This window comes from Plebeiibacterium marinum (genome assembly GCF_026013615.1).
GTDB classification, from domain to species: Bacteria; Bacteroidota; Bacteroidia; order Bacteroidales; family Marinilabiliaceae; genus Saccharicrinis; species Saccharicrinis marinus_A.
This window is the reverse complement of the sequence record NZ_JAPDPI010000006.1, coordinates 48,804-73,404: the sequence shown is the minus strand read 5'-3', so window position 1 is coordinate 73,404 and position 24,601 is coordinate 48,804. Positions and strand designations below refer to the sequence as shown.

The following is a 24,601-nucleotide window of genomic DNA, read 5'->3' as shown; positions in this document are numbered from 1 at the left end:
GCCTGGCAAGATTTTTCTTGCCAGGCGTGCAAAAATAATGTTTTATGCTGTGATAGGTTTATAATGAGGAACCAAAGCTTTCATTATAGCCCACCCAATTAAATATGCAACGGCACAAATTGAGAAAATAATGAAATAACCGGCTTCAATTCCTTGGAAACCCATGAATTTCATATTGGTATTTGCAGCAAAATCAAATAAAACACCCGAGCCCTTATTGATACAGAATGACCCTAAACCTCCTGCCATACCACCAATACCAGTAATTGTAGCAATGGATGATCTTGGGAACATATCTCCTGTTGTGGAGAAAATATTTGCAGACCATGCCTGGTGAGCAGCTCCGGCAATACCAATAATAATGATTGGGAACCAGTATGAATATGAACCAAGAGGTTGTGCTAATAATGCCAATAATGGGAAGAAAGCAAATATAAGCATAGCTTTCATCCTACCAGCATAAGGATTCATACCCTTTTTCTCTACAAAATATGTTGGCAACCAGCCTCCAATTATGGATAATAATGTAATGGCATAAAGGGCAAATAACAAAAGCTGAGCCATGCCACTATCAGATGTTAAACCGTACACATCACTTAAGTATGCAGGTGTCCAAAATAAGAAGAACCACCAAACTCCATCAGTCATAAATTTACCCATGATAAATGACCAGGTTTGTTTGTATTTAAAATTGTCAAGGAAAGATAATTTTAGATCTTCGTTTGCTGATTCAACATGGCTGTTTTCTTCTGCTTGATCCTGATTAATATAATCAAGCTCTGCCTTATTTACTTTTGGATGTTCGTGTGGCTTTTTATACATAAACTGCCAAAATCCCATCCAGATGAAGCCCAATGCACCTATGATGATAAATGCCATTTCCCATCCAAATTTTGATGCAATTAACGGGATTGTTATGGGTGCGGCTAATGCACCTACAGTTGCCCCCGCATTAAAGATACTTGTAGCATATGCCCTGTCCTTCTTTGGGAAGTATTCTGCTGTTGTTTTAATTGCTGCTGGGAAGTTACCTGCCTCACCAATGGCTAATACCAAACGAGCGAATATAAACAACACAACACTTACGTTTATTACTTTGGATATGTTGCCAACGTGTTCAATGGCTTCTTTTGCTCCTTCAAATCCAACGAACCATTGTCCTGCAACAATTCCGGAAGTGGCAATACCACAAAAGGCATGTAATACAGCACCAACTGACCATACGCCAATGGCCCACATAAATCCTTTTTTTGTATCCAACCAGTCAACGAACCTACCTGCTACCAGAAGGCCGATGGCATAAAATACAGAAAAAAGAGCTGTGATGTTTCCATAGTCACTGTTTGTCCAATGAAACTCAGGGGCTATAAAATCCTTCCAGGTCAGCGAAAGCACCTGGCGATCCATGTAGTTTACAGTTGTTGCAAAGAATAATAACGAACAGATAGCCCATCTGTACTTCGTCATATTCTCCTTAATTTGTTTTGTAGACATCAATTTGTGTTTTGTTAAATTAATAATTAATTCAGATTGTTATTTTAAGCTTCTTCTAATTCCTAATTCCAAACCTCTGATCTCCGCCAACCCTTTCATCCTTCCGTATAAGGAGTATCCTGGATTGTTTTGCTGACCAATATCCCCTAACATTTGGTTACCATGGTCAGGACGAACAGGGATAGAGAAATCTCCTCTGCCTTCAGCTTTCCTTCTGTCTTCTTCGAGTACAATTGTTTTTAATACTTCATAAATATCAACATCACCATCAAATAAAAGGTCTTCGTTAAAATTATGGTCTGTATCACGGCTAACGTTACGCAGGTGGGCAAAATTTATTCTGGGAGCCAGTTCTTTTGCCATAACCGATAAATCATTAAAATATCCGGCACCCCATGAACCAGTACAAAGAGTAACTCCATTTGAAATAGAGTCAACCGTGTTGATAATATTTTTTGCATCGTCTAAAGTACTAACTACACGAGGTAAACCTAATAATCCCCATGGTGGATCATCAGGATGGATCGCCATTCTAACTCCAGCCTCCTCTGCAACAGGAATAATTGCTTTAAGAAAATCTTCCAGGTGTTTTTTTAACTTTGCATCATCAATATCAGCATATGCATCCAAAACCGATTGAAATTGTTCTAGAGTGTAGCTTTCTTCTGCGCCAGGAAGACCTTTGATAACATTATTTGTTAATACTTCTTTGCCTGCATCATCAAGGTTCTCAAAGTATTCTTTTGCTTCTTTTTGGATTTTTTCTGTGTAGTCGTTTGCTGCATTTGGTCTTTTTAATAAATAGATATCAAAGGCAGCAAATACTTTCTGTTGATATATTAAGGCAAGTGATCCGTCCTGGGTGCTATGATTAAGGTTGGTACGTGACCAATCTAAGACAGGCATAAAATTGTAGCATATGGTTTTAATGCCTAGCTCACCAAGGTTTTTAATTGATTCTTTATAGTTTTCAATATACAATTGCCAGTCGCCAGTCTGTTTCTTTATGTCTTCGTGCACAGGTACACTTTCAACAACCGACCAGCTAAGCCCTGCTTCTTCGATCATTTTTTTTCTGGCAAGAATCTCTTCTTTTGTCCATATCTCACCATTTTTAATATGGTGAAGAGCTGTTACAATTCCCGTTGCACCAGTCTGTTTTATATCATTTAACGTGATACGATCATTAGGACCGTACCAACGCCACGTTTGTTCTATAGCCATGTTTTTAAGCTTAATTCAATAGTCGAAACTACTGATTTGTTTAATGTTATCTATGATTTCAAGAGTTTGATTGTCTATAATAATAACCAAAGGCAATAAAAATAGAAAAAAAACACTTATTTCAGCTTTTATGCTTATTTCATTTATGATTATACTCCGGAATATGCACTAAATCCACCATCTACAGGTACTACAACACCAGTAATGAAATTAGACCAATCAGAAAGAAGGTACATCAATGTTCCACATAATTCTTCAGGCTCTCCATATCGTTCCATTGGAGTGTTTCTTATGATTTTTTCTCCACGAGGGGTCGCTTCACCAGTTTTTTCGTCAATTAGCAAAAAGCGGTTTTGGTTTGTCAAAAGGAATCCTGGAGCTATAGCATTAACCCTTATTCCGGTTTTGGCAAAATGAACGGCCAACCATTGAGTAAAGTTGTTTATTGCTGCTTTTGCAGCTGAATATGCCGGGATTTTTGTTAGAGGCGTGTAAGAATTCATAGAGGATACGTTTATTATCGATCCAGCTTTTTTCTCTAACATGTCTTTGGCAAAAACCATTGAAGGAAGTAAAGTTCCCTGGAAATTTAGAGCAAAAACTTTATCAAAACCTTCCATCTGTAGACCAAAGAAGGTGTCTTCAAGTTTGTCAAATAGATCTTCTGTTAAAAACTCTGCTTTTGTGGTAGCAGAAGCTGCATTACCTCCAGCACCGTTAACCAAATAGTCGACAGGACCTAATGTTTTATTGATTTCTTCTTTTGCATTTTCTAATGAAGCTTTATCCAATACATTGGCAGAAAGACCTATTGACTTTGTTCCAAATTCTTGAGTTATTTCTGATGCAACTTTTTCAGCCGCTTCCAGGTTCAAGTCTAGAATTGCTGTTTTTACACCTTGAGAAGCCAGGCTTTTTGCCATAGTTGAGCATAGTACTCCACCGCCTCCGGTAATTACAGCTACTTTGTCTTTTAAATTTAAGGGAATCATATTGTTACGATGAATAAACAGCATTGTATTGATTTGGTATTCAATATTATGCTATTTGTAGTTTTATAGTTATAAGTTTTATATGCAATAGATAAGAGTTTTAACAAAGATCATTTGCTTATTATCTCTTATCTATAGTAGTTTATTTTCTGGCTGCTTCTACATTAGCCATAAGTTCCTTAACAACTTCAGTTAGGGCATTCCAGTCTTTATTTGCCATAACTTCTTTAGGGAATAATTTGGATCCCATGCCTACACAGGTAACACCTGCATCAAACCATTTTTCCAGGTTTTCTTTCGAAGTATCCACTCCTCCGGTAGGCATAATATCCGTCCATGGCATTGGAGCTTTAACGGCTTTAACAAACGACGGACCTCCAACCTCAGAAGCAGGGAAACATTTAACCAAATCAGATCCTAATTCCTGTGCTTTGTTGATTTCGGATATAGTTCCACATCCTGGTGACCACATTACCTTTCTGCGGTTACAGATTTTAGCCATGTTTTCATTCAGTAGGGGAGAAACAATGAAGTTTGCACCCAACTGGATGTATAAGGCAGTGGTTGCTTCTTCTACAATCGATCCTGCACCTAAGATCATGCCAGGTAGGTTTTCAAGCGCATATTTGTTTAATTCGCCAAAAACTTCATGTGCAAAATCACCTCGGTTTACAAACTCAAAAACGCGGATACCGCCATCATAACATGATTTAAGCACCGCTTTGCATACATCGATATCTTTGTCAAAGAAAACAGGAACCACACCTGTTTCTTTCATAGCCTGAAATACTTCTAATTTTGAATATTTAGCCATTTTATTTAGGTTTTTAAATAAAAGGTTTGGGTAACTGAATGATTGAAATATCTATTCCCCTTACCATTTACCATGTGTTTATTTTAAAAATATAAAAGATGGCAGATTGAAGATCTAAATCCAGAGGTGTTGATGAAAAAGTTTTTTTGTGCCCGGAAAACTTCACCAATACATTATATCTAACAATCTACCATCAAAGAAAAAATGAAATATCATTAAAGCGTTCAAAAACAAAAGTTGCTTCAAATATATATTTGATTTTAAAAGGTACGTTTACGCTATTAAAATCGGTTAAATTTTTCAAAAACTTTTATAAGACACATATTTGGATATACCTTGACTCAACCTTGTTTCTGAACAGCTTTTATTTTTTATCTTGATACTCTTCCTGATGCATCTCCACCCATTAACTTCTCTACTTCTTCCACTGTTGCCAGGTTGTAGTCACCGTAAATGGTATGTTTTAAGCATGATGCAGCAGTTGCAAATTCCAAAGCTTTTTGGTCGTCACCTTCATAGGTTAATAATCCATAGATTAATCCACCCATAAACGAGTCACCACCACCCACTCTGTCAACTATATGAGTGATGTTGTAATCAGCGGCTTTAAAAAGTGTTTTGCCATCATAAAGCACTCCCGACCAGGTATTATGGTTGGCATTTACTGAACCACGAAGCGTTGTGATTACTTTTTTAACTCTTGGGTATTTAGCCATTATTTGTTGAGAAACACTTCTGTATGCTTCAGCTTCGACATGACCTCCGGTAACGTCCACGCCTTCAGGTTTGATACCTAAAACCATTTCTGCATCTTCTTCATTTCCAAGTACAATATCACATCCTGCAACTAATTCAGGCATTACCTCATTAGCTGTTTTACCGTATTTCCAAAGGTTCTTACGGTAGTTAAGGTCTGTTGATACAGTAACACCTAAACGGTTTGCAACCTGAATGGCTTCAAGACAAGCGTCTGCTGCACCTTGAGATACGGCAGGCGTAATCCCTGTCCAATGAAAGAAATCAGCATCTTTTAGCACTTCTTCCCAGTTTACCATTCCCGGTTTAATCTGAGAAAAAGCAGAATAAGCTCTATCATAAACAACTTTACTTGCACGTGCTACAGCTCCGGTTTCTAAATAGTACGTACCTAATCTATCACCCCCATAAACAACGTTATCCATATTAACGGAATGCTTAAGCATATCCATTTTGCACGCTTTAGCTATATCGTTTTCTGGTAAACGGGTTACAAATGAAACATCTACTCCGTAATTAGCCAGTGATACTGCTACATTGGCCTCACCACCACCAAAAGAGGCGTTAAACGATGTAGCCTGAGAAAAACGTTGGTACCCCGGAGTTGCAAAGCGAAGCATGATTTCTCCAAAGGTTACTACTTTTTTTGCCATTGTTTATTTATTATATAATTATTAAAAATTAAAATATGCTTTTGCATTGTTGTATGAGAACCCTTCCACTACTGTTTTCAAGATTTCTTCATCATTAGGTATTAATCCTTTTTCTACCTGGTTTCCGATAAAATTACAAGCTATTCGTCTGAAATATTCATGACGTGGGTATGAAAGGAAACTTCTTGAATCAGTTACCATTCCAATAAAGCGACTTATTAAGCTTAATACGGAAAGATCTTCCAGATGGCGTTCCATTCCTGTCTTTTGATCAAGGAACCACCATGCAGCCCCATAGGTTACTTTTCCAAACGTAGTGCCATCGCTGAAGTTTCCACACATAGTCAATAGCATCTCATTATCGGCAGGGTTTAAGTTATATAGGATTGTCTTTGCCAATTGATCTGTGCTGTCAAGGTGATTCAGAAATTGTGACATCTTTAAAGCGGGCTGTGGATCATTGATTGAATCAAAACCTGTATCAGCCCCGAGACTATTAAACATCCTGGTATTATTGTTTCTAAGTGCACCCACATGGAATTGTTGAACCCACCCTCGCTTATGGTTCATTTTGCTTAGTTCGGCCATTACTGCTGTGCAGTATTTTTCTTTTTCTTCTATCGTTAATGATTTACCATCTAAGGCTTTTTTAAAGATAGTGCTTGCCTCGTCATTTGTGTATGGTGCAAAGAAAAAGCGATCCGGCCCACTGTCGGAAACACGGCATCCCACTTCATGAAAGAATTCATGTCTCTTATCCAGAGCATCAATTAATTCTGCATATGTTGTAATTGAAATATCTGCTGCTTTACCAAGTTTTTCAACATACAATTTAAATGCTTCCGCATCTTCTGTTTTTAGTACGTTGTCAGCCCTGAATGAAGGTAATACCTTAATTTCAAATCCTTCTTTTTTTAATTGGAGGTGATATTCAAGAGAATCAGCCGGATCATCAGTGGTTCCAACCATTTCAACATTCATCTTTTTCATTAAACTCCTGGTGCTGTACTCGGGAGTCTGAAGCATTTCCTGAGTTTGGTTGTATATTTTATCTGCGTTTTTGGGAGATAAAAGTTCATATATATCAAAATACCGGGCCAGTTCCAAATGAGTCCAATGGTATAGAGGATTTCCAACTGTGTAAGGCACCGTTTCTGCCCATTTTAAAAATTTCTCTTTATCTGTAACATTTCCAGTACAAAACTTTTCTTCAACTCCATTAATCCTCATTGCTCTCCACTTATAATGGTCGCCTCCGAGCCACATATCTCCCAGATTGGGAAAGCTTTTATTTTCAGCTATTATTTTGGGATCAAGATGACAGTGGTAGTCAATGATTGGTTTGTCTGCAGAATATTTGTGGTAGATTTCCTGAGCAGTTTTGCTTTCTAATACAAAATTTGGATTAATAAAGTTTTTTGATTCCATCATTAAATATGTATGTTATATTACCGTTAACGAACACGAAATTACATAACATTTTTTTAATAGCAAATTTTTTAACATTTACTTTGGCTGATATAAAGATTGTAGTTGCTTTGAGAATGGGTGTAAGATGCACATTGTTAGATTGTAATGTATTTTGAATGTATGGAATATCAGGTATGAGATATTTTGCATTGTATTGTTTTGTAATGGTCTTATATCAATGTTTAATCATATAAAAGTGAAAATAGCGTTAAAGTACACGGTAATGTATAATGGGGGTATTCATATTTTTTTATTTAAAAATAAGACTATGTTCTATTGCGGAAGGGATGTATTTGTATTAATTACAATATTCATTATCAAAATCCTATATTCGCAAAAAAAATATTAAATGAGACATATAATAGAGGGTCTTAAAAAAACACTGTCATTACTTCAGTTGGAAAAACAGGAAGACTTAAACCAATATAAACTTAAAATGTCAGGCGCTAGTATTGTAGAGCGCAGGAAAGAAGGGGTGTGCTGGTATCCATTACAAGTGGAACGTACAAAATTTGACACAGGTGAGAGGTTGTTGGTTAAGGTTTTGCGTTCTAAAGAGCATCATCAAGCTCATCTTTTCCAGTCTGGAAAGTTGGTTTCGTTGTTTTCTAATGCAGGTAATAATAATGAGCACCAACACGCAGTTAACGGGGTTGTAAATCAGGTGCGTGATCATTGGATGATGATAACCCTAAATGTGGATGAAGAACCCAAATGGTTGAGGAATGGCAATATTGGTGTTCAATTGTTGTTTGACGAGAATTCCTATATAGAAATGGAGCGTGCATTGAAGATAGTAATGCAGCCACAGGATGAACGCCTGGAATATTTAAGAGGGATTTTGTTAGGAGAGGAAGAGGGCTTGATTTTGGTGAGGGAGAAAATTGTTGTTTCCGGATTAAATATCAGCCAAAATGAAGCTCTGAATAGTATAGTCAATGCCAGGGATGTAGCTGTTGTTCATGGGCCTCCAGGAACAGGTAAAACAACAACATTAGTAGAGGGGGTATGTCATACTGTTAGAGAAGAAGGACAGGTTTTGGTTTGTGCTCCTAGTAATGCAGCTGTTGATCTTTTGTCTGAAAAACTCGGTGAACGAGGGTTGAATGTGGTTCGGATTGGTCATCCAGCAAGAGTAACCGAAGAAAATCTTTTAAAAACACTGGATGCTAAAATTGCACATCATAATAATTTTAAGGACTTAAAAGCTGTAAAAAAGCAGGCCGAGGAATGTTATCAATTGGCCATAAAATACAAACGGAATTTTGGATATGAGGAAAGGAATCAAAGAAGGCTGTTGCTTCAAGAATCAGGAAAACTAAAGAAAGAAGCTGAGCATCTTGAGTTTTATATTATAAATGATATATTGTCAAATGCACAGGTGATTGCATCTACCATGGTTGGAGCTTCAAATTATCAAATCCGCGACAGGAAGTTCAAAACTGTTTTTATTGATGAAGCGGCTCAGGGATTGGAACCAGCTACATGGATACCTATAACCAAGGCGCAAAGGGTTGTTTTTGCAGGTGATCATTTTCAATTGCCTCCTACCATAAAATCATATGAGGCTGCACAATCCGGATTAGCAGAAACCCTTTTTGAAAAGGTTATAAAGCGTAACAATGTAGGAGTTATGCTTCGGGAACAATATCGGATGAACGAAGATATTATGATGTTTTCCAGTCGATATTTTTATGATGATAAATTGATTGCCAGTGATTGTGTTGGTGATTGGAAGCTTTTTGAAGAGGATTTGGCTATGGAGTTTATAGATACTGCTGGATGTGGATATTTTGAGGAGATGGATTCTGAAACCAAAAGCTCTTTTAACCAGGAAGAGTGCGAGGTGCTGATGAAACATTTCAGAATTTATTTTAATTCGTTAGAACATATGGGTGTTAGCAAAGGAATATCAGTAGGAGTGATCTCGCCTTATAAAGCTCAGGTTGTATTAATGCAGGATTGTTTTAAAGATATAGAAGGAGAGTTTGAGTATCTGGATTTAAATCTTTCTGTAAATACGATCGATTCATTTCAAGGACAGGAAAGGGATGTTGTTTATATTAGTTTGGTGCGTTGTAATGAAAAGGGTGATATAGGGTTTTTATCTGATATTCGAAGAATGAATGTTGCCATAACACGGGCAAAAAAGAAACTGGTGGTAATTGGAGATAGTGCTACAATTGGCCAGCATCCGTTTTATAGCTCATTTTTGGATTATGTGAATGAAAAAAATGCCTATCGGAGTGCTTTTGAATTTATGGGTTATTGAATTGAAGGATAAAATGTTTTTGTCATTGCAAGCGTTTTATTTCGGCTTTTATCTGATAGAATTACATATGCTGTCATTTGGCGAAAAATCACCTATGGAATTAAAATGATTTAGTATTTTTGCAGGGTTTTAAAAGTTAAGGAGAATAAATATTACACTATGGATGAAAATATCGCGATAGTTGTTCCGTGTTATAATGAAGAAACCAGACTTCCCAAAAATGATTTTATCAGGTTTTTAAATGAAACAAGTCAGTGTAAAATTGTGTTCTCTGATGATGGATCAAGGGATAATACGCTTAAGGTACTGGAAGAAATTAAAGAGACAGCCCCTAATAGGGTGTATATAAATTGCCTGAAGAAAAATGGAGGCAAAGCTGCTGCTGTTCGTGATGGAGTATTGTATTGTTACAACCAAAACCTTGACTTTGAAAAAATTGCCTTTTTGGATTCTGATTTGGCAACATCTTTAAAAGAATGCCTTAAAGTAAGCAAGCGAATAAAAAAGAACATTGTTTTTTCTTTTGGTTCAAGAATTCAAAAGATTGATAATCGTATTGATAGAAAATTGTATAGACACATAATAGGCAGAGGCATAGCAACTGTAATATCAATAATTCTTGATATGAATGTTTATGATACCCAATGTGGATGTAAGGTGTTTAGACGAGATTTGGCTCAGTTTATTTTTAAAGATAGTTTTATTTCCAGGTGGTTGTTTGATGTTGAGTTGTTTTTTAGGATAAAGCATCATTATAAAGGAAAAAAAATGAGAAAAATCGCCCGGGAAATTCCATTGAAGGCGTGGATTGATAAGGATGAGTCCAAGGTTAAATTTTCCTATTCAATAAAATTGTGGTATGATTTATATAAGATAAACAAAAAATATAATGCAAAAACTATCTCAAATGATAAACGATAAGAAGTTTTACCGCAACAGCCTTATTGGTATACTATTGTTGCGTTTACTGCTTAATGCCATATTGCCATTAATGGATAAAACAGAGGCAAGATACGGAGAAATAGCAAGGTTGATGTATGAAACAAATAATTGGATTACTCCCCAGATTGATTATGGTGTTCCTTTTTGGGCCAAGCCTCCTTTAAATACATGGTTGTCAGCTTTAAGTATGAAATTATTTGGGGTGAATGAATTTGCAGTTCGTTTTCCTGCATTTATCTTATGTGTTCTTATCGTTTTAATAATAGGAAAAGCAGTTAAGGATAAGGGGATGAGTCTATTGGTTTCTGCATTTGTAATGTTTACACTTCCCCAGTTCATGCTTCATGCCGGTGTGGTTTCAACAGATACAAGTTTGTTGCTGGCCATAACATTAGTAATGATAGGCTTTTGGAAACAAATAATTAGTGAAAAGACTAATGTGTGGGGATACTTGATGTTTGCAGGGGTAGGGTTAGGATTGTTGGCAAAAGGGCCTATTGTGTTGATATTAACAGTTCCACCAATATTTGTATGGGTATTGTGGTTTAAGGAATGGAAAAACCTTTTTTCAAGAATCCCTTGGGTGTTGGGATTGCCTCTTGCTGCATTGATAGCTGTTCCATGGTATATTTTGGCAGAAAAACATAGTGAGGGTTTTATTGATTATTTTATAGTAGGCGAGCACTTTAAACGCTTTTTTGATTCGTCGTGGACAGGAGATAAATATGGTTTTCCAAAGCAACAGCCGTTGGGGATAGTTTGGTTGTTTCTTTTGGGAATGGCTTTTCCTTGGGTACAGATAGTAATTTCAAAACTTTGGATTAACAGGAAGGTTGCTATTAAGGATAGATGGGTTTTCTTTTTAACGGGATGGTTGTTGTTTACTCCGTTGTTCTTTACGGTTTCAAAAAGTTTGATACATACTTATGTATTGCCAGTTATGCCTCCTATAGCATTGTTGGTAGTCCATTATTGGAATGAGATTAGAAGAAAGAAAACAAATATAATTATTAGCCTGATTGTTCCGGTTCTTGCTTCATTGGCTTTGGTGTTAGGTATGGTTAATAATAATTTAGAGCAATTCAGTAACACTGATAAATATATTATAGAATCGCAAGGGGAGTTGGATAGACCGCTTTATTATCTGGGTAAAAAGAGCTACTCTAGTCAGTTTTATAGTAATGGAAAAGTGCAAAATATAACTTATGACGAGTTAAGGGATAAAATGACTTTAAAGGATTCTTTTTATGTAATTATAAAAGATAAAACGTTGAAAAGAAATCCGGAATATGAATTATGTGGTTTGAAGGAGCTGGATGCTTCAAGGAAAAATCGGATTTATAGTTTTAGTGTAGATTGATATAAGAATTTATAAAGGAGTGTAAGAGCATAAAAAAAGGGAAACTCATCAGGGTTTCCCTTTTATATTTTATAGCTATCTGTAAAATAGCTTAACGTATCTTAAAACAGTTTTTATTTATTAACCTGGAAAGTAGCATTTCCTTCTTTAATAAATCCAACAATTTGGTTTGCAGCTGCTACACCGGCATTGATGTTAGCTTCAGCAGTTTGAGCACCCATTTTTTTAGGTGTAAAGAAGTATCTTCCTTCAAACGCTGCGTATTCATCTTTGTTATCAGGAGCAATATCTGAAATATATGAGAAATCAGCTCTTTCGTTCATTAGCTTGATCATGTCAGCTTCGTGGATAACCTCTTTACGAGCAGTGTTAACCAAAACAGCGTTAGCTGGCATTTTTGATAATAAATCAAAGTTAATTGATTCTTTGGTTTGCGGAGTAGCAGGAATATGTAATGAAATATACTGACAGGTTGAGTATAATTCTTCAACAGAACCAACAGGAGTTACTCCGTCTGCTTTGATTTTTTCAGCATCTACAAAAGGATCAAAAGCATAAACTTCCATTCCTATTCCTTGTGCAATTTTAGCTACGTATAAGCCCACGTTTCCGTATGCATGGATGCCAATCTTTTTTCCTCTCAATTCTGTACCAGCAGTTCCGTTATATGCATTTCTTGCCATAGAAATCATCATTCCGAAAGCCAATTCGGCAACAGCGTTAGAGTTTTGGCCGGGAGTATTCATGGCAACAATGTTTTTAGCAGAACATGCTTCCAGGTCTAAATTGTCATATCCGGCACCAGCCCTTACTACAATTTTTAAATCTTTAGCGGCATCAACAACTTCTGCAGTAACTTGGTCTGAGCGTACAATTAACGCACTCGCATCTTTTACCGCCTCTAGTAGATCTGCCGTATCGGTATATTTTTCAAGTTTTGCAAATTCAAAACCTGCGTTTTTAACAATTGCTTCAATCTGGTCAACAGCAGCCTTTGCAAAAGGCTTTTCTGTGGCAACTAATACTTTAGTCATGATATAATAAATTGATTTTGTTATATTTAGGAATAGAAAGTGAAGCCGAAGCCATAAAGGCTCCGGCCATTATTGTAAAGAAAGAAAAATCTTAGTGTTTAGAAGCAAATTCTTTCATTGCAGCTACTAATACTTCAACGCTTTCTTTTGGAAGTGCATTGTAAGTAGAAGCACGGAATCCGCCAACAGAACGGTGACCTTTAATGCCGACACACCCTTTAGATGTTGCTAATTCCATAAAGTCCTTTTCAAGTTCAACGTACTCGTCATTCATAACAAAGCAAATATTCATTAATGAACGGTCTTCTTCTGCTTCAACAGTTGCTTTAAAGAATTTGTTGCTATCTATCTCATCGTAAAGAAGGGCAGCTTTTTCAATGTTTTTCTTTTGCATTTCAGCAACACCACCCATATTCTTTAACCATTTTAACGTCTGTAGAGCAGCAAAAACAGGCAGAGCTGGAGGTGTGTTGAACATTGATTCCTTATCAATGTGAGTTCTGTAATCTAACATTGTAGGAATAGCACGATCCACTTTTCCTAAGGCATCTTGTTTAACAATAACAAAAGTAACTCCGGCAGGAGCCAGGTTCTTTTGAGCTCCACCATAAATCACGTCATATTTTGAAACATCAATAGGACGAGAGAAAATATCAGATGACATATCTGCTACCAAACGAACACCCAGGTCTAGATCTGTTTTAATTTCAGTACCATAAATGGTGTTGTTAGAAGTAATATGTAAATAATCAGCATCTGCAGGAACATCAAATCCTTTAGGTATATAGTTGAAGTTTTTATCTTTAGAAGAAGCAACCTCAACTACTTCGCCAAAGAATTTAGCTTCTTTAATAGCTTTAGTTGACCATGCACCAGTATTTAAATATGCGGCTTTTGTTTTTAATAAATTAAATGGAACCATGCAAAACTGTGTACTGGCTCCACCACCAACAAAAATTACCTCATAACCAGCTGGAACATCAAGTAACTCTTTAACTAAAGAAATAGCTTCATCCATTACCGCTACAAACTCTTTGGAGCGATGTGATACTTCCATAACAGACAAACCTGTTCCTGCAAAATTCACAACAGCTTCTGCCGTATTTTTAATTGTGTATTCCGGTAAAATAGATGGTCCGGCGTAAAAATTATGCTTTTTCATTTGTTAGATAATTAAATTTTTTACACTTATAATTGCCATTTCCAATAGGATAATTTATTGTTAATGGTTACTAATTTTTAAAATGAATTTTTATTAATAATGCGTTAATAATTATTCATGTAAACAATGGTTATTCCGTGATTCTATAGCTAAATAGCGGAACTGTTTGTTTTACACTCGCAAAATTAGAAAAATATGCAACTAAAACACAGTAAATCTTATAAAACATAGTTATGCATTATAACTATAGGTTATCTATTTGGGGCATAAACTATATTTGTATAAGCAGTAATGTGCTGCAGTATAGTTAAATAGTGCATTTGAGTTGTTGTGACCAAAAGCTGATTACAATCATAAAAATATCGTAAAAATTCTGATAAATGTCATTTTTAGTATATTCTATACAAATGGTACCTTAACAATTTCTGCTTTAAGTTTTCTGTTTCTAACCTTAATGAATATTTCTGTTCCTATTTTTGTATATTCTGTATTAATATACGCCATCCCAATTCCTTGTTTTAAAATAGGGGAGTGGGTACCTGATGTTACTTTACCAATTACTTGATCCTGTTCATTAATAACTTCGTAATCATGGCGGGGAATCCCCTTGTCAATCATCTTAAAGCCTTTTAGTTTTTTGTTAACACCTTCTGTCTTTTGATTTAATAAAAAGTCTTTGTCAATAAAACTTTTTGATTCAGTAAATTTTGTAATCCATCCAAGGCCGGCTTCTATAGGAGATGTGGTATCGTCTATGTCGTTACCATAAAGGCAAAAGCCTTTCTCTAATCTAAGTGTATCTCTGGCACCAAGCCCAATTGGCAATATACCGAATTCTTCACCTGCTTTAAAAACAGCCTCCCAAATTTTTATCGCGTCCTTGTTGTACATATATAACTCAAAGCCTCCTGATCCGGTATATCCGGTATTTGAGATGATAACGTTATCAATGCCGGCAATTTTTCCTGTTACAAAGCTGTAATAAGGAATTTCAGATAAGTTTATTTCTGTTAATTTTTGCAGTGTTTCTATTGCTTTAGGTCCCTGGATTGCAAGTTGGGAAATGTTGTCGGATGCATTTTCAAGTTCTGCACCGATGGTGTTGTTTTCAACACACCATTTCCAATCTTTTTCAATGTTTGCTGCATTAACAACCAACATGTATTTTTCTTCCTCATATTTATATACCAAAAGGTCGTCAATAATTCCCCCTTTGCCGTTGGGGAAACAACTGTATTGAGCTTTTCCGATAGTGAGTGTGGAGGCGTCGTTTGAAGTGATTTTTTGGATAAGATCCAAAGCTTTGGGGCCTTTCACCCAAAACTCCCCCATGTGCGAAACATCAAAAACGCCCACGCTATTTCTCACCTGGAGGTGCTCGTTTGTTATACCACTATATTCTACGGGCATTTCATAGCCAGCAAAGGGTACAATTTTAGCATTAAGATTTTTATGTAATTCATAAAAGGCAGTATGTTTCATTTTTTGTTCTTTAAATTATTTTTAAGTCAAACAAATGTATGAAATTAGCATAAACCCAAATATGATATAAATTCTCTTTTAAAGATGATTATTAACAGAGTTCTTGCGAATATGTGCCATGTCTTTTTAAAAAAAGGTTTGATAATATGGTATTTTCGTAAAAAAAAGTAGTTTTGTAATATTAATTTTGTTATGACAAAAAAACCTTGAAATTATGGAAGAAAAGTATAAGTATGTTGATCTTTCTTATTTAGAGGGCATTGCAGATGGAGATAAAAGTATTGTTAAAGAACTGGTAGAAATATTTTTAGATCAGATGCCGGAGTTTACAGATGGGTTTGATGAGAGCTTAAAAGATAAAAACTGGTTAAAAATTGCTGCAATAGCTCATAAAGCAAAATCTTCTGTTGTTTCAATGGGGATGAATGATTTGGGTAATAATGACTTGAAGAACCTGGAGTTGTTGGCGAAGCAATTAAGGGTTATTGAGTTGAAAAGAAAGGATAGTGTTACAGAAGCCCAAAAAGATGAGATTATTGTTTTGGAAAAAAATTTTGAAGGCTATCCGGAAGACAGAATTAAGTGGGTTAGGGCAAATGCTAATCTTTCAGAATTAGAGAATTTAATTGAAAAATTTAATGATATTTGTGAAAAAGCTAAAGAAGAGCTTGATCACGTTGTTAGTACCTATTAAACCTTAGATATACTCATGATAAAAGTAGAAGAAAATAAAGGTGTGGCAGTTGTAAGCCTGAATGATTCAGATAGGCTTAATGCTGCAATTGCTGAAGAAGTAAAACTAGAACTTTCCAATGTAATTAATAACAATAACGGAAATGTTCTGATGAACCTGTCCAATATAAAATTTATTGATAGTTCAGGTATTGGAGTTTTGATATCAGCATTAAAAACAGCCAGGCAAAATAACAGAGGTTTTTATTTGTGTTGCCTTCAAAAGGATGTTTTAAACCTTTTAAAATTGATGAAGCTGGATAAAGTATTTGACATATATGATAGCAAGGATGCTATCAGTTAACATGAAAAAATAAAAGCGACTTTTGTAAAAAAAAAGTCGCTTTTTTTATGGTTTTAAATAACTTCAATTGTTGATATGGGTAGCCACCCATCATTGCCATCGCTGATTTGAATCCGGTGCCATTCACCTACGGTTTCAAGTATTTTAACTTTTGTTCCTTCGTGAAGGATGAATAATTCTGTTCCGCCTGTAGATGGTGAACTTTTTATAGTAACCGACGGTGAAAAGATTATAGCAAAGTTTCTGTTGGTTAGCTCATTCTTTTGCCCGTACGAAAAGCTAAGTGATAACATACAGGTAGCAATAAATATAATAGCTATATAAAAACTGGCTTGTTTAATTGATTTAGTATTGGAAAACATAAATACTGCCAGAAGACCCAATGCTAAAACAAAAGAAATGATCGAAATCAGTGCCCAGGTATCAGACTTAGTTGAATTTCTAAAGCCAGATAACCATGTAGCAAGAAAAAACTCACCAACAGTTTCTAATTTGTCTGTTATCTGAGAGTTTGCCATCTTAAGGTTATAGGCAATATCTTTATCATGCGGAAGCATTAATTTGGCTCTTTCATAATTTAAAATGGCCTGTGGTAGCTTCCCCTGCTTATAATACGCGTTACCAAGGTTGAAATATAATGATCCACTTTCTTTTCCGGAGCTTAAAATTTCCTCGTATAAGGAAATTGCCCCGGAATAGTTCTCATCCTGAAATAATTGGTTGGCTTTGTCAAATCGGTTATCATTTTGAGCAAGAGCGATATTGAGTGCCAAAAAGCATAATGTTAATGTTAAAAGTAATTGTTTCATCTTATTATTTTATTTGGCTATCTAGTTTACTAATATTTTCTAAAGCTTTATTATATAATTTGTCCATTTCCTGTGCTTCCCCTGAAGAAGGAGAGAACCTGGCAAATTCACAGGTGTCAAGTATTTCAATTAATTCATTTTTTACTTCTTCCGATACCCCTCGTTTTATGATCAGATCTGTAGCTTTTTCTTTACTTAATTCACTAACTGGTAAAAATAATTTATCGCTTAAATAGGAATATAAAGCTTTTAATACTTCATTGTAAAACGCTTCGTGGTTTTTATCTTTTAGATAAACAGACGATTTTTTTAATCTTTTGCGGGCCATTTTATTTGCCTTTTTGTTTTTTACCAATTGAACATTTGCATTTTCGTGAATTTTCTTCTTGTTTAAGAAATAAGCAAGAGCAAATAAAATTATTGGAATTATGTAACCAAGGTAAAAAATCAGGGATCCAAATAAATAGGTGCCTTTTTCTTTAAGTTTTGTATTATCCGTTTTTATAAATCGAATGTCCTTGCCTATAAATTTAACATCTTCGCGGTTAACACTTGATGGGATATAGGTGGAGCCGGTTTGTTCTTCTGAACCTTTTTCAACTTCAATTACTATTGGGTCTGACTTTAATGTGACAAATTTTTCAGACTTAGGATCGAAATAACTAAAAACTAGAGGATCAATGGTGTATGTGCCTCCAAACCTTGGGATGATCAGGTATTCAAATGTTTTTGAACCTTTCATTCCGGAAACCGTATTTGTGAAATTATTTTTTGTTGTTGGATCAAAAGTGTCAAAATCTGTTGAAAAATTAAATTCAGGAACTGAAATAAGTTTATGATTTCCTGTTCCTGCTATTACAACTTTAATAGTTACACCATCGTTTACTTTAACCTTGTTTTGAGAGGTGGTTACGTTCATGGTCAGGTTTCCAACTCCTCCTGAAAAACTTTTGGGTTTGGCTGTAGGATAGGGCTTTACATTAATTGATAATGCTTGTGATGAAACCCGCTTTTTTACAACACGGTAATTATTATCAAAAAAGTCATCAAAAATGCTGTTCGATCTGCGTCTTACCCGTTGCTTAATTAAAAATTCAATCTCAGTAGGTTCGATTGTTTGCTTCCCTGTTTTTTGGGCGTATAATACCTTTCTTTCAAAGGTGCCTACTCTGTACTGTTTGTTATTTACAAATTCATAGCTCCATTGAATGTTGTTGCCATCTTCAATATCCTGAACAATGAAATTCCTATAGTCAGGATGTTTGATGTCTGAAATATTATCAAGGTTAATACGAGTGTATATTTTTGTTGTCAATACTACCGGCTCACCAATATATATGCTGGATTTGTTTTTGCTAACCTTGATAAATAAATCGTCTTTGGAAAAGTTGCTACTTTCGGATTCCTGGGTACTATTTTGTTGTTGTGGCCTGGTACCCTCGTTTTTAACTACTTCAATACTAACTGGATTGCTTTCGTACTTTTTTCCATCAATATTTATCTGAGCAGATGCAAGTGTGTATTTTCCCGGGGTATCACATTTTAAAATATAGGTATATGAATACTCTTGATTACGTGTGACTTTTCCACCAATTATTTGAGTGCTTGAGCTTGTCATTACACTTGGCCCCATTAATACCGTAAAGTTATTTAACGGTGGAAGCCTCAAATCCTCTCCTTCTTTATTTACACTATATACCAATTGAAATTTTTCTCCGGCAAGTACTGCGTTTCTTGCTTGAGCAGTGAATTTAACATCCTGACCAAATATAGATATGGATGCGAAGAAAATTACTATTGTTAATAATATGCTGTGTTTCATTTTCTTTAGTTTATAATCAAAAGTCAAATACATCGTCCAGATAAGCATCTTTGTTTGGAAGAAATCCAGGTCTATCTATTCGATGAGGCCATTATCCTTAAAGCATATGCTTTTCAGGGCACAAAAATAACATAAATAATTTCTGAATCATTACCAGTTTTTTTCAATATTTCCTACAGGTTGACCTTTTACTTTTTTCATTTTGTCCTGCAGTTCCTGTTCATCCTGATTTAGTGCATTTAATATCCTTTGAGCATCTTCTTTTGAGATGTTATTTTGCTGAGGTTGGCTATCCTGACTATCGGGAGTACCATCATTGTTCGAATCAGTATCTCTATAATCTGGCGTTCCATCTCCATCCGTATCCTTTGGCTCTGAAGGGTTTTCTCCAGCCTCTTGCTTGTCGGGTTTGCCATCGTTGTCCGAATCTTCGTCCTGGTAATCTGGTGTTCCATCGTTATCCGTATCCTGATTTGGATTTTTATTGCCATTTTGATCTTCTTGTTCCTTTTCATCAGGAATGCCATCACCATCAGAGTCTTGTTTCTGATTGTTTTGTTGGTTTTGCTGATCCTTGTTTTGTTGATCTTGATTCTGTTGATCCTGCTGGTCTTTGTTTTTATCCTGATTTTGTTGCTGCTCTTGTTGCTGCTGTTTCATTTTTTGAGCTGCAATCAGGTTGTACCTGGTTTCATCATCAAAAGGATTGTTTTTTAATGCGGTTTTGTATGAATTTATTGCATTATCAATATCCTGTTTTGCCAGGTAAGTGTTGCCTAGATTATGATGGATAATGGCCTTCTGCTCTTTTGTTAAACCTTCTTGATTGATGCTCTTGAATTGATTCAGTGCCTCTTCGTATTTTTCTTGTTTAAAATACGCATCTCCAAGGTTAAATTCAGCCTCAAATGAAGCCTGGTTTTCTTTAAGCTGATCCAGGGCTTTTTTATATTTAATCTCTGATTCAATATATTTTTCATTTGAGAACTCTGTATTCCCTTCCCTAATAAACTTGCGTTCTTTTTGGGCGTATACAAAAGAAATACAAAAACAAAGCACAATTAAACTAAGTGTGTTTTTCATTTTGCCTCCTCCTCTTTTTCTTCAAAAAGATTAATATTTTTAAAATACTTGTTTTTTCTTTCTAATACCATATAATCAATAAGTAACAGTAATAAGGCAATTAATGCAATGTACTGGAACTGATGATCAAAATCGGTATATACCTTAGCATCCATTTCTGTTTTTTCAAGCTTTGAAAGGTGGTCAACCAGGTTGTTGATCCCTTTTCGTATGTTATTTGCTGAAATAAACTCGCCGTTACCGTTCTTAGCAATTTCAATGAGCATTTCTTCATTTAACTTTGAAATAACAACATTGCCTTCCCGATCTTTCATAAAGTTGTTGGAATCTCCTCCAGGGACAGGGATCGGTGAGCCTTTGGGTAAGCCCATTCCTACAGTATATACTTTAATTCCCTTTTCAACTGCTGCTTTTGCTGCTGCAATGGCGTCATCTTCGTGATTTTCGCCGTCGGTTATTACTATGATGGCCCTGTTTATATCTTCCTGGGAGCTAAACGATCTTATGCCTCTTTCTATAGCAGCTCCAATTGCAGTTCCTTGTGTTGGAATGATTCCTGTATTTATTGATGATATGAACATCTTGGCTGATGGATAATCTGTAGTAATAGGTAACTGCGTGTAGGCCTGTCCTGCAAAAACAATTAATCCTACTTTATCGTTGTTTAATTTGTCTACAAGTTGGTAAATCGCCCTTTTGGCCCTGTCCAATCTGCTTGGTTGTATGTCCTGGGCATTCATACTGTTTGATACATCCAAAGCAATCATTATTTCAATACCCTTTCGTTTCATTGTTTCTAGTTTAGAACCAAACTGAGGTCCTGCCATGGTAATAATGAGACAAGCTATGGCTAAAAGCATAATGTAAAACTTGATAACAGGTCGTGTTTTAGATGCACTTGGCATCAGGGAATCTAATAGTTCCGGATTACCAAATTTTTCCAGTGCTTTCCTCCTTTGTTTTCCAATAATAAGGCTAAGAAAGGCTAATATTGGAATAATCGCCAGAAAATATAAATATTCAGGATTTTCAAATCTAAACATATGTTTTGTTCTATAGTTAACCCTATGGAAGGTTCCTTAGGATTGTTGTTTTAATAAATACTTCTGCTACAATAAAAATAGCTGCCAGTATGGCAAAAATTAAATATTCTTCGGAGCGTTTTGTATACTCTTTAACCTCAATTTTTGTCTTTTCCATTTGGTCAATTTCTTCATAAATCTTTTTTAGGCTATTTTTATTGGTTGCTCTAAAATATTGACCTCCTGTAGTCTCAGCTATTTCTTTCATCATTGGTTCGTCAATCTTCACTTCTTCCTCCACATATCTTGTTCCGTAAGGGGTTTGCACAGGTATTTGAGCCATCCCTTTAGATCCAACACCAATAGTATATACCCTGATTCCAAATGTTTTTGCTATCTCTGCAGCTGTTAACGGGGCTACTTCGCCTCTGTTATTCACACCATCAGTAAGCAGGATAATTACTTTAGATTTTGCCTGGCTGTCTTTTATCCGGTTTACAGCTGTAGCCAATCCTAAACCAATCGCTGTACCATCTTCAACCATTCTGGTTTTAATGTCATGGGTAAGGTTTACCAATACAGCTTTATCAGTTGTAAGCGGGCATTGCGTGAAGCTTTCTCCTGCAAAAATCACAAGTCCAATTTTATCGTTTTCTCTTGCCGACATGAATTCGCTTGCAACATCTTTTGCAGCTTCTAATCGATTGGGTTTAAAATCCAATGCTTCCATACTTGAGGAAATATCCAGAGTCATCACAATATCAATTCCTTCAGTAATTACATTTCGTGAACTATTGGTTGATTGCGGACGGGCAAGCACTATTATTAAAAATACAATTGCCAGGGATCGAAATACAAAAGGTAAATGCCTGGCATAAACTTTCCATGATACAGGAGCTTTGCTAAATCCTTTAAGGGATGAAATTTGCAATGATGCTTGTGCGCTTTTATGTTTCCAGATATACCAGCCAATCATTGGAAGTAATACCAGCAAAAAATAAAAGAAGTATGGATGTAAAAATGTAATACTATTCATTTTTTTAATCTTTTGGCATTATTTTTAATGCATGCTTTAGTTATTGGAATCTTTAGCTTTTTCCATTAGAGCTTCCTTTTCTTCCTCGAGCGATTTAATGATGTTTTCTTTTGTTTTGTCTACAAAAAAATAAGCATTCATCAAGCTCAAGGCGTGTTCGTCGGGAAGTGGCTCAAACTTGGCAAATTTTACCAGGTCAGAAAGTTCCAATACTTGCGTTAGTTGTTCCAGAATAGGCTTATCAATGTCTGTATTCTTTTTTATGTCCTTCAAAATTTCATGGGATGTTTGTTCCATTGCAGGCAAATGATACCTGTTTTCAATGTAGAACCGCAAAGTATTCGATACAGAAGTGTAGAATTCTTTTACCTTATTGTTTTCCCAAAGTTTTGCAGACTTGATTTTGTCAAGTTCACGAAGGGCTATAACATGAGGTGGTTCGTCGGGTTTTGCTTTAATAAATATGGAACCTTCTCCCTTTTTTCGATTTCTGAAGTAGATAAATCCCCATATTGCCAGGGCAATTACCAATATAATTCCCCCAAACAGGTAAATGTAATTCAAAATTTCAGATAATTTAAAAGGCGTATCCTGCACGCCTTTAATATCAAACATGCCTTTTTGAGGATCTACTTCCTTAAATGGATTCACTACCATAAGGCTCAATGGATCTGTATCGGCAACTTTTTTTAATTCACCATCCAGTATTTCAAATTTAATAGGGGGTATATAATGCAGTCCGCTATCAAAGGAAGTAATTCTGAAAATCTGAGATAAAACAATCCTGTTATTATCAAGTTTCAAACTGTCAATCCCGCCTTTCTCAACAATTTCTATGTTTGAAGTAATTGTATCATTAAATGTCGGGAAATTAACCATTGTTCCATTTGGTAAACTAACTTCCAGTTTTAAGTCAATTTGTCCCCCAATTAGGATGGTTGTAGAATCAAGAGTAGCGGAAGCATTTATGTTTTGCGCATTTGTGGTAGTAAATGGGAAAAGGCATAATAGCAACATAGCCAAAACTATGATTCCTGTCTTTGAATTTTTATATAAAAATTTAATATTCATAGAATATATTATATTACTGCTTCGTTAAGAAAATATAATGTACAACTTACTGCAGTACTTGCCATAAGCAAGGTAAAAGCAGTGTGATTTTAATACATAAAACCAGCTTAAGTTGCTTTCAAGTAACAATCCGTTGTAATGTTATATCCTTTTTTTAAATAAATACATTAGAGCCTTAACGTAATCTTCATCAGTTCTGATTGATGTGTTGTCAATACCGCATTTTCTGAAAATGGATTTTGTGTTTTCATCATTTTCAATCCAGTGTCTTTCAAACGAATCTCTTACTTTTCGATTGGAAGTGTCTATCCATGAATATGCTCCGCTTTCAGCATCTTTTAATTTAACTAGTCCTACAGAAGGCATTTCAGTTTCCCTTTTATCGTATACTTTTAAAGCAACAACATCATGTTTTTGATTGGCAATTTTCAAAGGATTTTCAAAATCATCATCCATAAAATCAGAGATAACAAAAGCGGTACATCTTTTTTTTATGGCATTAGTCAAATACCTTAACGCTTCACCAATATTTGTAGTCCTGTTTTCAGGAGTAAATGATATTAGCTGTCTGATAATATGTAAGATATGTTTTCTTCCTTTTTGTGGAGAAATGAATTTTTCTATCTTATCAGAGAAAAATATGACGCCGATCTTGTCATTGTTTTGGATCGCTGAAAATGCTAATACTGCTGCAATTTCTGTAATAACATTCTTTTTATATTTGAAAGATGTTCCAAACTCTCTGGATCCGGAAACATCAATCAATAACATTACTGTAAGCTCTCTTTCTTCTTCGAATATCTTTACATAAGGATGGTTAAACCTTGCTGTTACATTCCAATCAATGTTTCTGATGTCATCCCCATACTGATATTCCCTTACTTCGCTAAAAGTCATACCTCTACCTTTAAAGGCAGAATGATATTCACCAGCAAATATATTGTTTGAAAGTCCGCGAGTTTTTATTTCAATCTGACGAACTTTTTTTAAGAGTTCTGATGTTTCCATTGTAATCTTTTATTCTGTTATCAAAAAAGAAGGCTAAATTTCTAATGTTCTTTTGTATT

Annotated in this window: 21 protein-coding genes; 5 read left to right on the top strand and 16 right to left on the bottom strand. The window is 35.4% G+C overall.

All coding sequences use genetic code 11. The annotated features are described in order from the left end of the window. Positions 1-42: 42 nt before the first annotated feature. The 6 genes from OM074_RS04620 to uxaC form a co-directional block, all read right to left on the bottom strand. Positions 43-1,494, bottom strand: coding sequence for an MFS transporter (locus tag OM074_RS04620; protein WP_301198120.1), 1,452 nt, complete (start codon positions 1,492-1,494; stop codon positions 43-45). 39 nt (positions 1,495-1,533) lie between these two features. Continuing rightward, entirely contained in the window at positions 1,534-2,718 is a 1,185-nt protein-coding gene (uxuA, locus tag OM074_RS04615) for a mannonate dehydratase (RefSeq protein WP_301198119.1), read from the bottom strand. Positions 2,719-2,867: 149 nt separating this feature from the next. Beyond that, positions 2,868-3,710: an SDR family oxidoreductase gene (locus OM074_RS04610; protein WP_301198118.1), complete on the bottom strand. Its 843-nt coding sequence runs from the start codon at positions 3,708-3,710 to the stop codon at positions 2,868-2,870. 142 nt (positions 3,711-3,852) lie between these two features. Then, positions 3,853-4,524, bottom strand: a complete 672-nt coding sequence (locus OM074_RS04605) for a bifunctional 4-hydroxy-2-oxoglutarate aldolase/2-dehydro-3-deoxy-phosphogluconate aldolase (RefSeq protein WP_301198117.1) — start codon at positions 4,522-4,524, stop codon at positions 3,853-3,855. A 371-nt stretch (positions 4,525-4,895) separates the two neighbouring features. Then, positions 4,896-5,933 (bottom strand): sugar kinase, encoded by a 1,038-nt coding sequence (locus OM074_RS04600; RefSeq protein ID WP_301198116.1) that lies wholly within the window; start codon positions 5,931-5,933, stop codon positions 4,896-4,898. Positions 5,934-5,954: 21 nt separating this feature from the next. Further along, complete coding sequence (gene uxaC / locus OM074_RS04595; RefSeq protein WP_301198115.1) at positions 5,955-7,364, bottom strand: glucuronate isomerase; 1,410 nt, start codon at positions 7,362-7,364, stop codon at positions 5,955-5,957. A gap of 388 nt (positions 7,365-7,752) precedes the next feature. Between uxaC and OM074_RS04590 the strand changes: the two genes are divergently transcribed. The 3 genes from OM074_RS04590 to OM074_RS04580 all read left to right on the top strand — a co-directional run bounded on the left by OM074_RS04590 (position 7,753) and on the right by OM074_RS04580 (position 11,977). Further along, the gene (locus OM074_RS04590; RefSeq protein WP_301198114.1) at positions 7,753-9,675 is read left to right on the top strand and encodes an AAA domain-containing protein; all 1,923 of its coding nucleotides are present in this window, start codon (positions 7,753-7,755) and stop codon (positions 9,673-9,675) included. A 159-nt stretch (positions 9,676-9,834) separates the two neighbouring features. Further along, the gene (locus OM074_RS04585) at positions 9,835-10,596 is read left to right on the top strand and encodes a glycosyltransferase (protein WP_301198113.1); all 762 of its coding nucleotides are present in this window, start codon (positions 9,835-9,837) and stop codon (positions 10,594-10,596) included. Beyond that, positions 10,583-11,977, top strand: a complete 1,395-nt coding sequence (locus OM074_RS04580) for an ArnT family glycosyltransferase (protein ID WP_301198112.1) — start codon at positions 10,583-10,585, stop codon at positions 11,975-11,977. Before OM074_RS04585 ends, OM074_RS04580 begins: the two co-directional genes overlap by 14 nt. A gap of 113 nt (positions 11,978-12,090) precedes the next feature. On the opposite strand, the gene OM074_RS04575 is transcribed toward OM074_RS04580, so the two are convergent. The 3 genes from OM074_RS04575 to gcvT all read right to left on the bottom strand — a co-directional run bounded on the left by OM074_RS04575 (position 12,091) and on the right by gcvT (position 15,655). Next, entirely contained in the window at positions 12,091-13,011 is a 921-nt protein-coding gene (locus OM074_RS04575; RefSeq protein WP_301198111.1) for a 3-phosphoglycerate dehydrogenase, read from the bottom strand. A 91-nt stretch (positions 13,012-13,102) separates the two neighbouring features. Next, on the bottom strand, positions 13,103-14,173 hold the full coding sequence (serC, locus tag OM074_RS04570; RefSeq protein WP_301198110.1) for a 3-phosphoserine/phosphohydroxythreonine transaminase: 1,071 nt from the start codon (positions 14,171-14,173) through the stop codon (positions 13,103-13,105). Positions 14,174-14,572: 399 nt separating this feature from the next. Next, positions 14,573-15,655 (bottom strand): glycine cleavage system aminomethyltransferase GcvT, encoded by a 1,083-nt coding sequence (gene gcvT, locus OM074_RS04565; RefSeq protein WP_301198109.1) that lies wholly within the window; start codon positions 15,653-15,655, stop codon positions 14,573-14,575. A 214-nt stretch (positions 15,656-15,869) separates the two neighbouring features. Between gcvT and OM074_RS04560 the strand changes: the two genes are divergently transcribed. Then, positions 15,870-16,349, top strand: a complete 480-nt coding sequence (locus OM074_RS04560; protein WP_301198108.1) for an Hpt domain-containing protein — start codon at positions 15,870-15,872, stop codon at positions 16,347-16,349. A 15-nt stretch (positions 16,350-16,364) separates the two neighbouring features. Next, positions 16,365-16,691: an STAS domain-containing protein gene (locus tag OM074_RS04555; protein WP_301198107.1), complete on the top strand. Its 327-nt coding sequence runs from the start codon at positions 16,365-16,367 to the stop codon at positions 16,689-16,691. Between the two features lie 53 nt (positions 16,692-16,744). On the opposite strand, the gene OM074_RS04550 is transcribed toward OM074_RS04555, so the two are convergent. The 7 genes from OM074_RS04550 to OM074_RS04520 all read right to left on the bottom strand — a co-directional run bounded on the left by OM074_RS04550 (position 16,745) and on the right by OM074_RS04520 (position 24,542). After that, positions 16,745-17,500 carry a tetratricopeptide repeat protein gene (locus OM074_RS04550; protein WP_301198106.1) on the bottom strand — a complete coding sequence of 252 codons (756 nt, stop codon included), beginning with the start codon at positions 17,498-17,500 and terminating at the stop codon, positions 16,745-16,747. 4 nt (positions 17,501-17,504) lie between these two features. Further along, positions 17,505-19,322, bottom strand: coding sequence for a BatD family protein (locus OM074_RS04545; protein WP_301198105.1), 1,818 nt, complete (start codon positions 19,320-19,322; stop codon positions 17,505-17,507). A 150-nt stretch (positions 19,323-19,472) separates the two neighbouring features. After that, positions 19,473-20,405, bottom strand: a complete 933-nt coding sequence (locus OM074_RS04540) for a tetratricopeptide repeat protein (protein ID WP_301198104.1) — start codon at positions 20,403-20,405, stop codon at positions 19,473-19,475. Further along, a complete protein-coding gene (locus OM074_RS04535; RefSeq protein ID WP_301198103.1) occupies positions 20,402-21,448 on the bottom strand; it encodes a vWA domain-containing protein in 1,047 nt (348 codons plus the stop codon). Before OM074_RS04535 ends, OM074_RS04540 begins: the two co-directional genes overlap by 4 nt. Before the next feature lie 22 nt (positions 21,449-21,470). Then, positions 21,471-22,463, bottom strand: coding sequence for a vWA domain-containing protein (locus tag OM074_RS04530; protein WP_301198102.1), 993 nt, complete (start codon positions 22,461-22,463; stop codon positions 21,471-21,473). 36 nt (positions 22,464-22,499) lie between these two features. Then, positions 22,500-23,534, bottom strand: coding sequence for a hypothetical protein (locus tag OM074_RS04525; protein WP_301198101.1), 1,035 nt, complete (start codon positions 23,532-23,534; stop codon positions 22,500-22,502). 141 nt (positions 23,535-23,675) lie between these two features. Continuing rightward, a complete protein-coding gene (locus OM074_RS04520; RefSeq protein ID WP_301198100.1) occupies positions 23,676-24,542 on the bottom strand; it encodes a DUF58 domain-containing protein in 867 nt (288 codons plus the stop codon). Positions 24,543-24,601 lie beyond the last annotated feature (59 nt).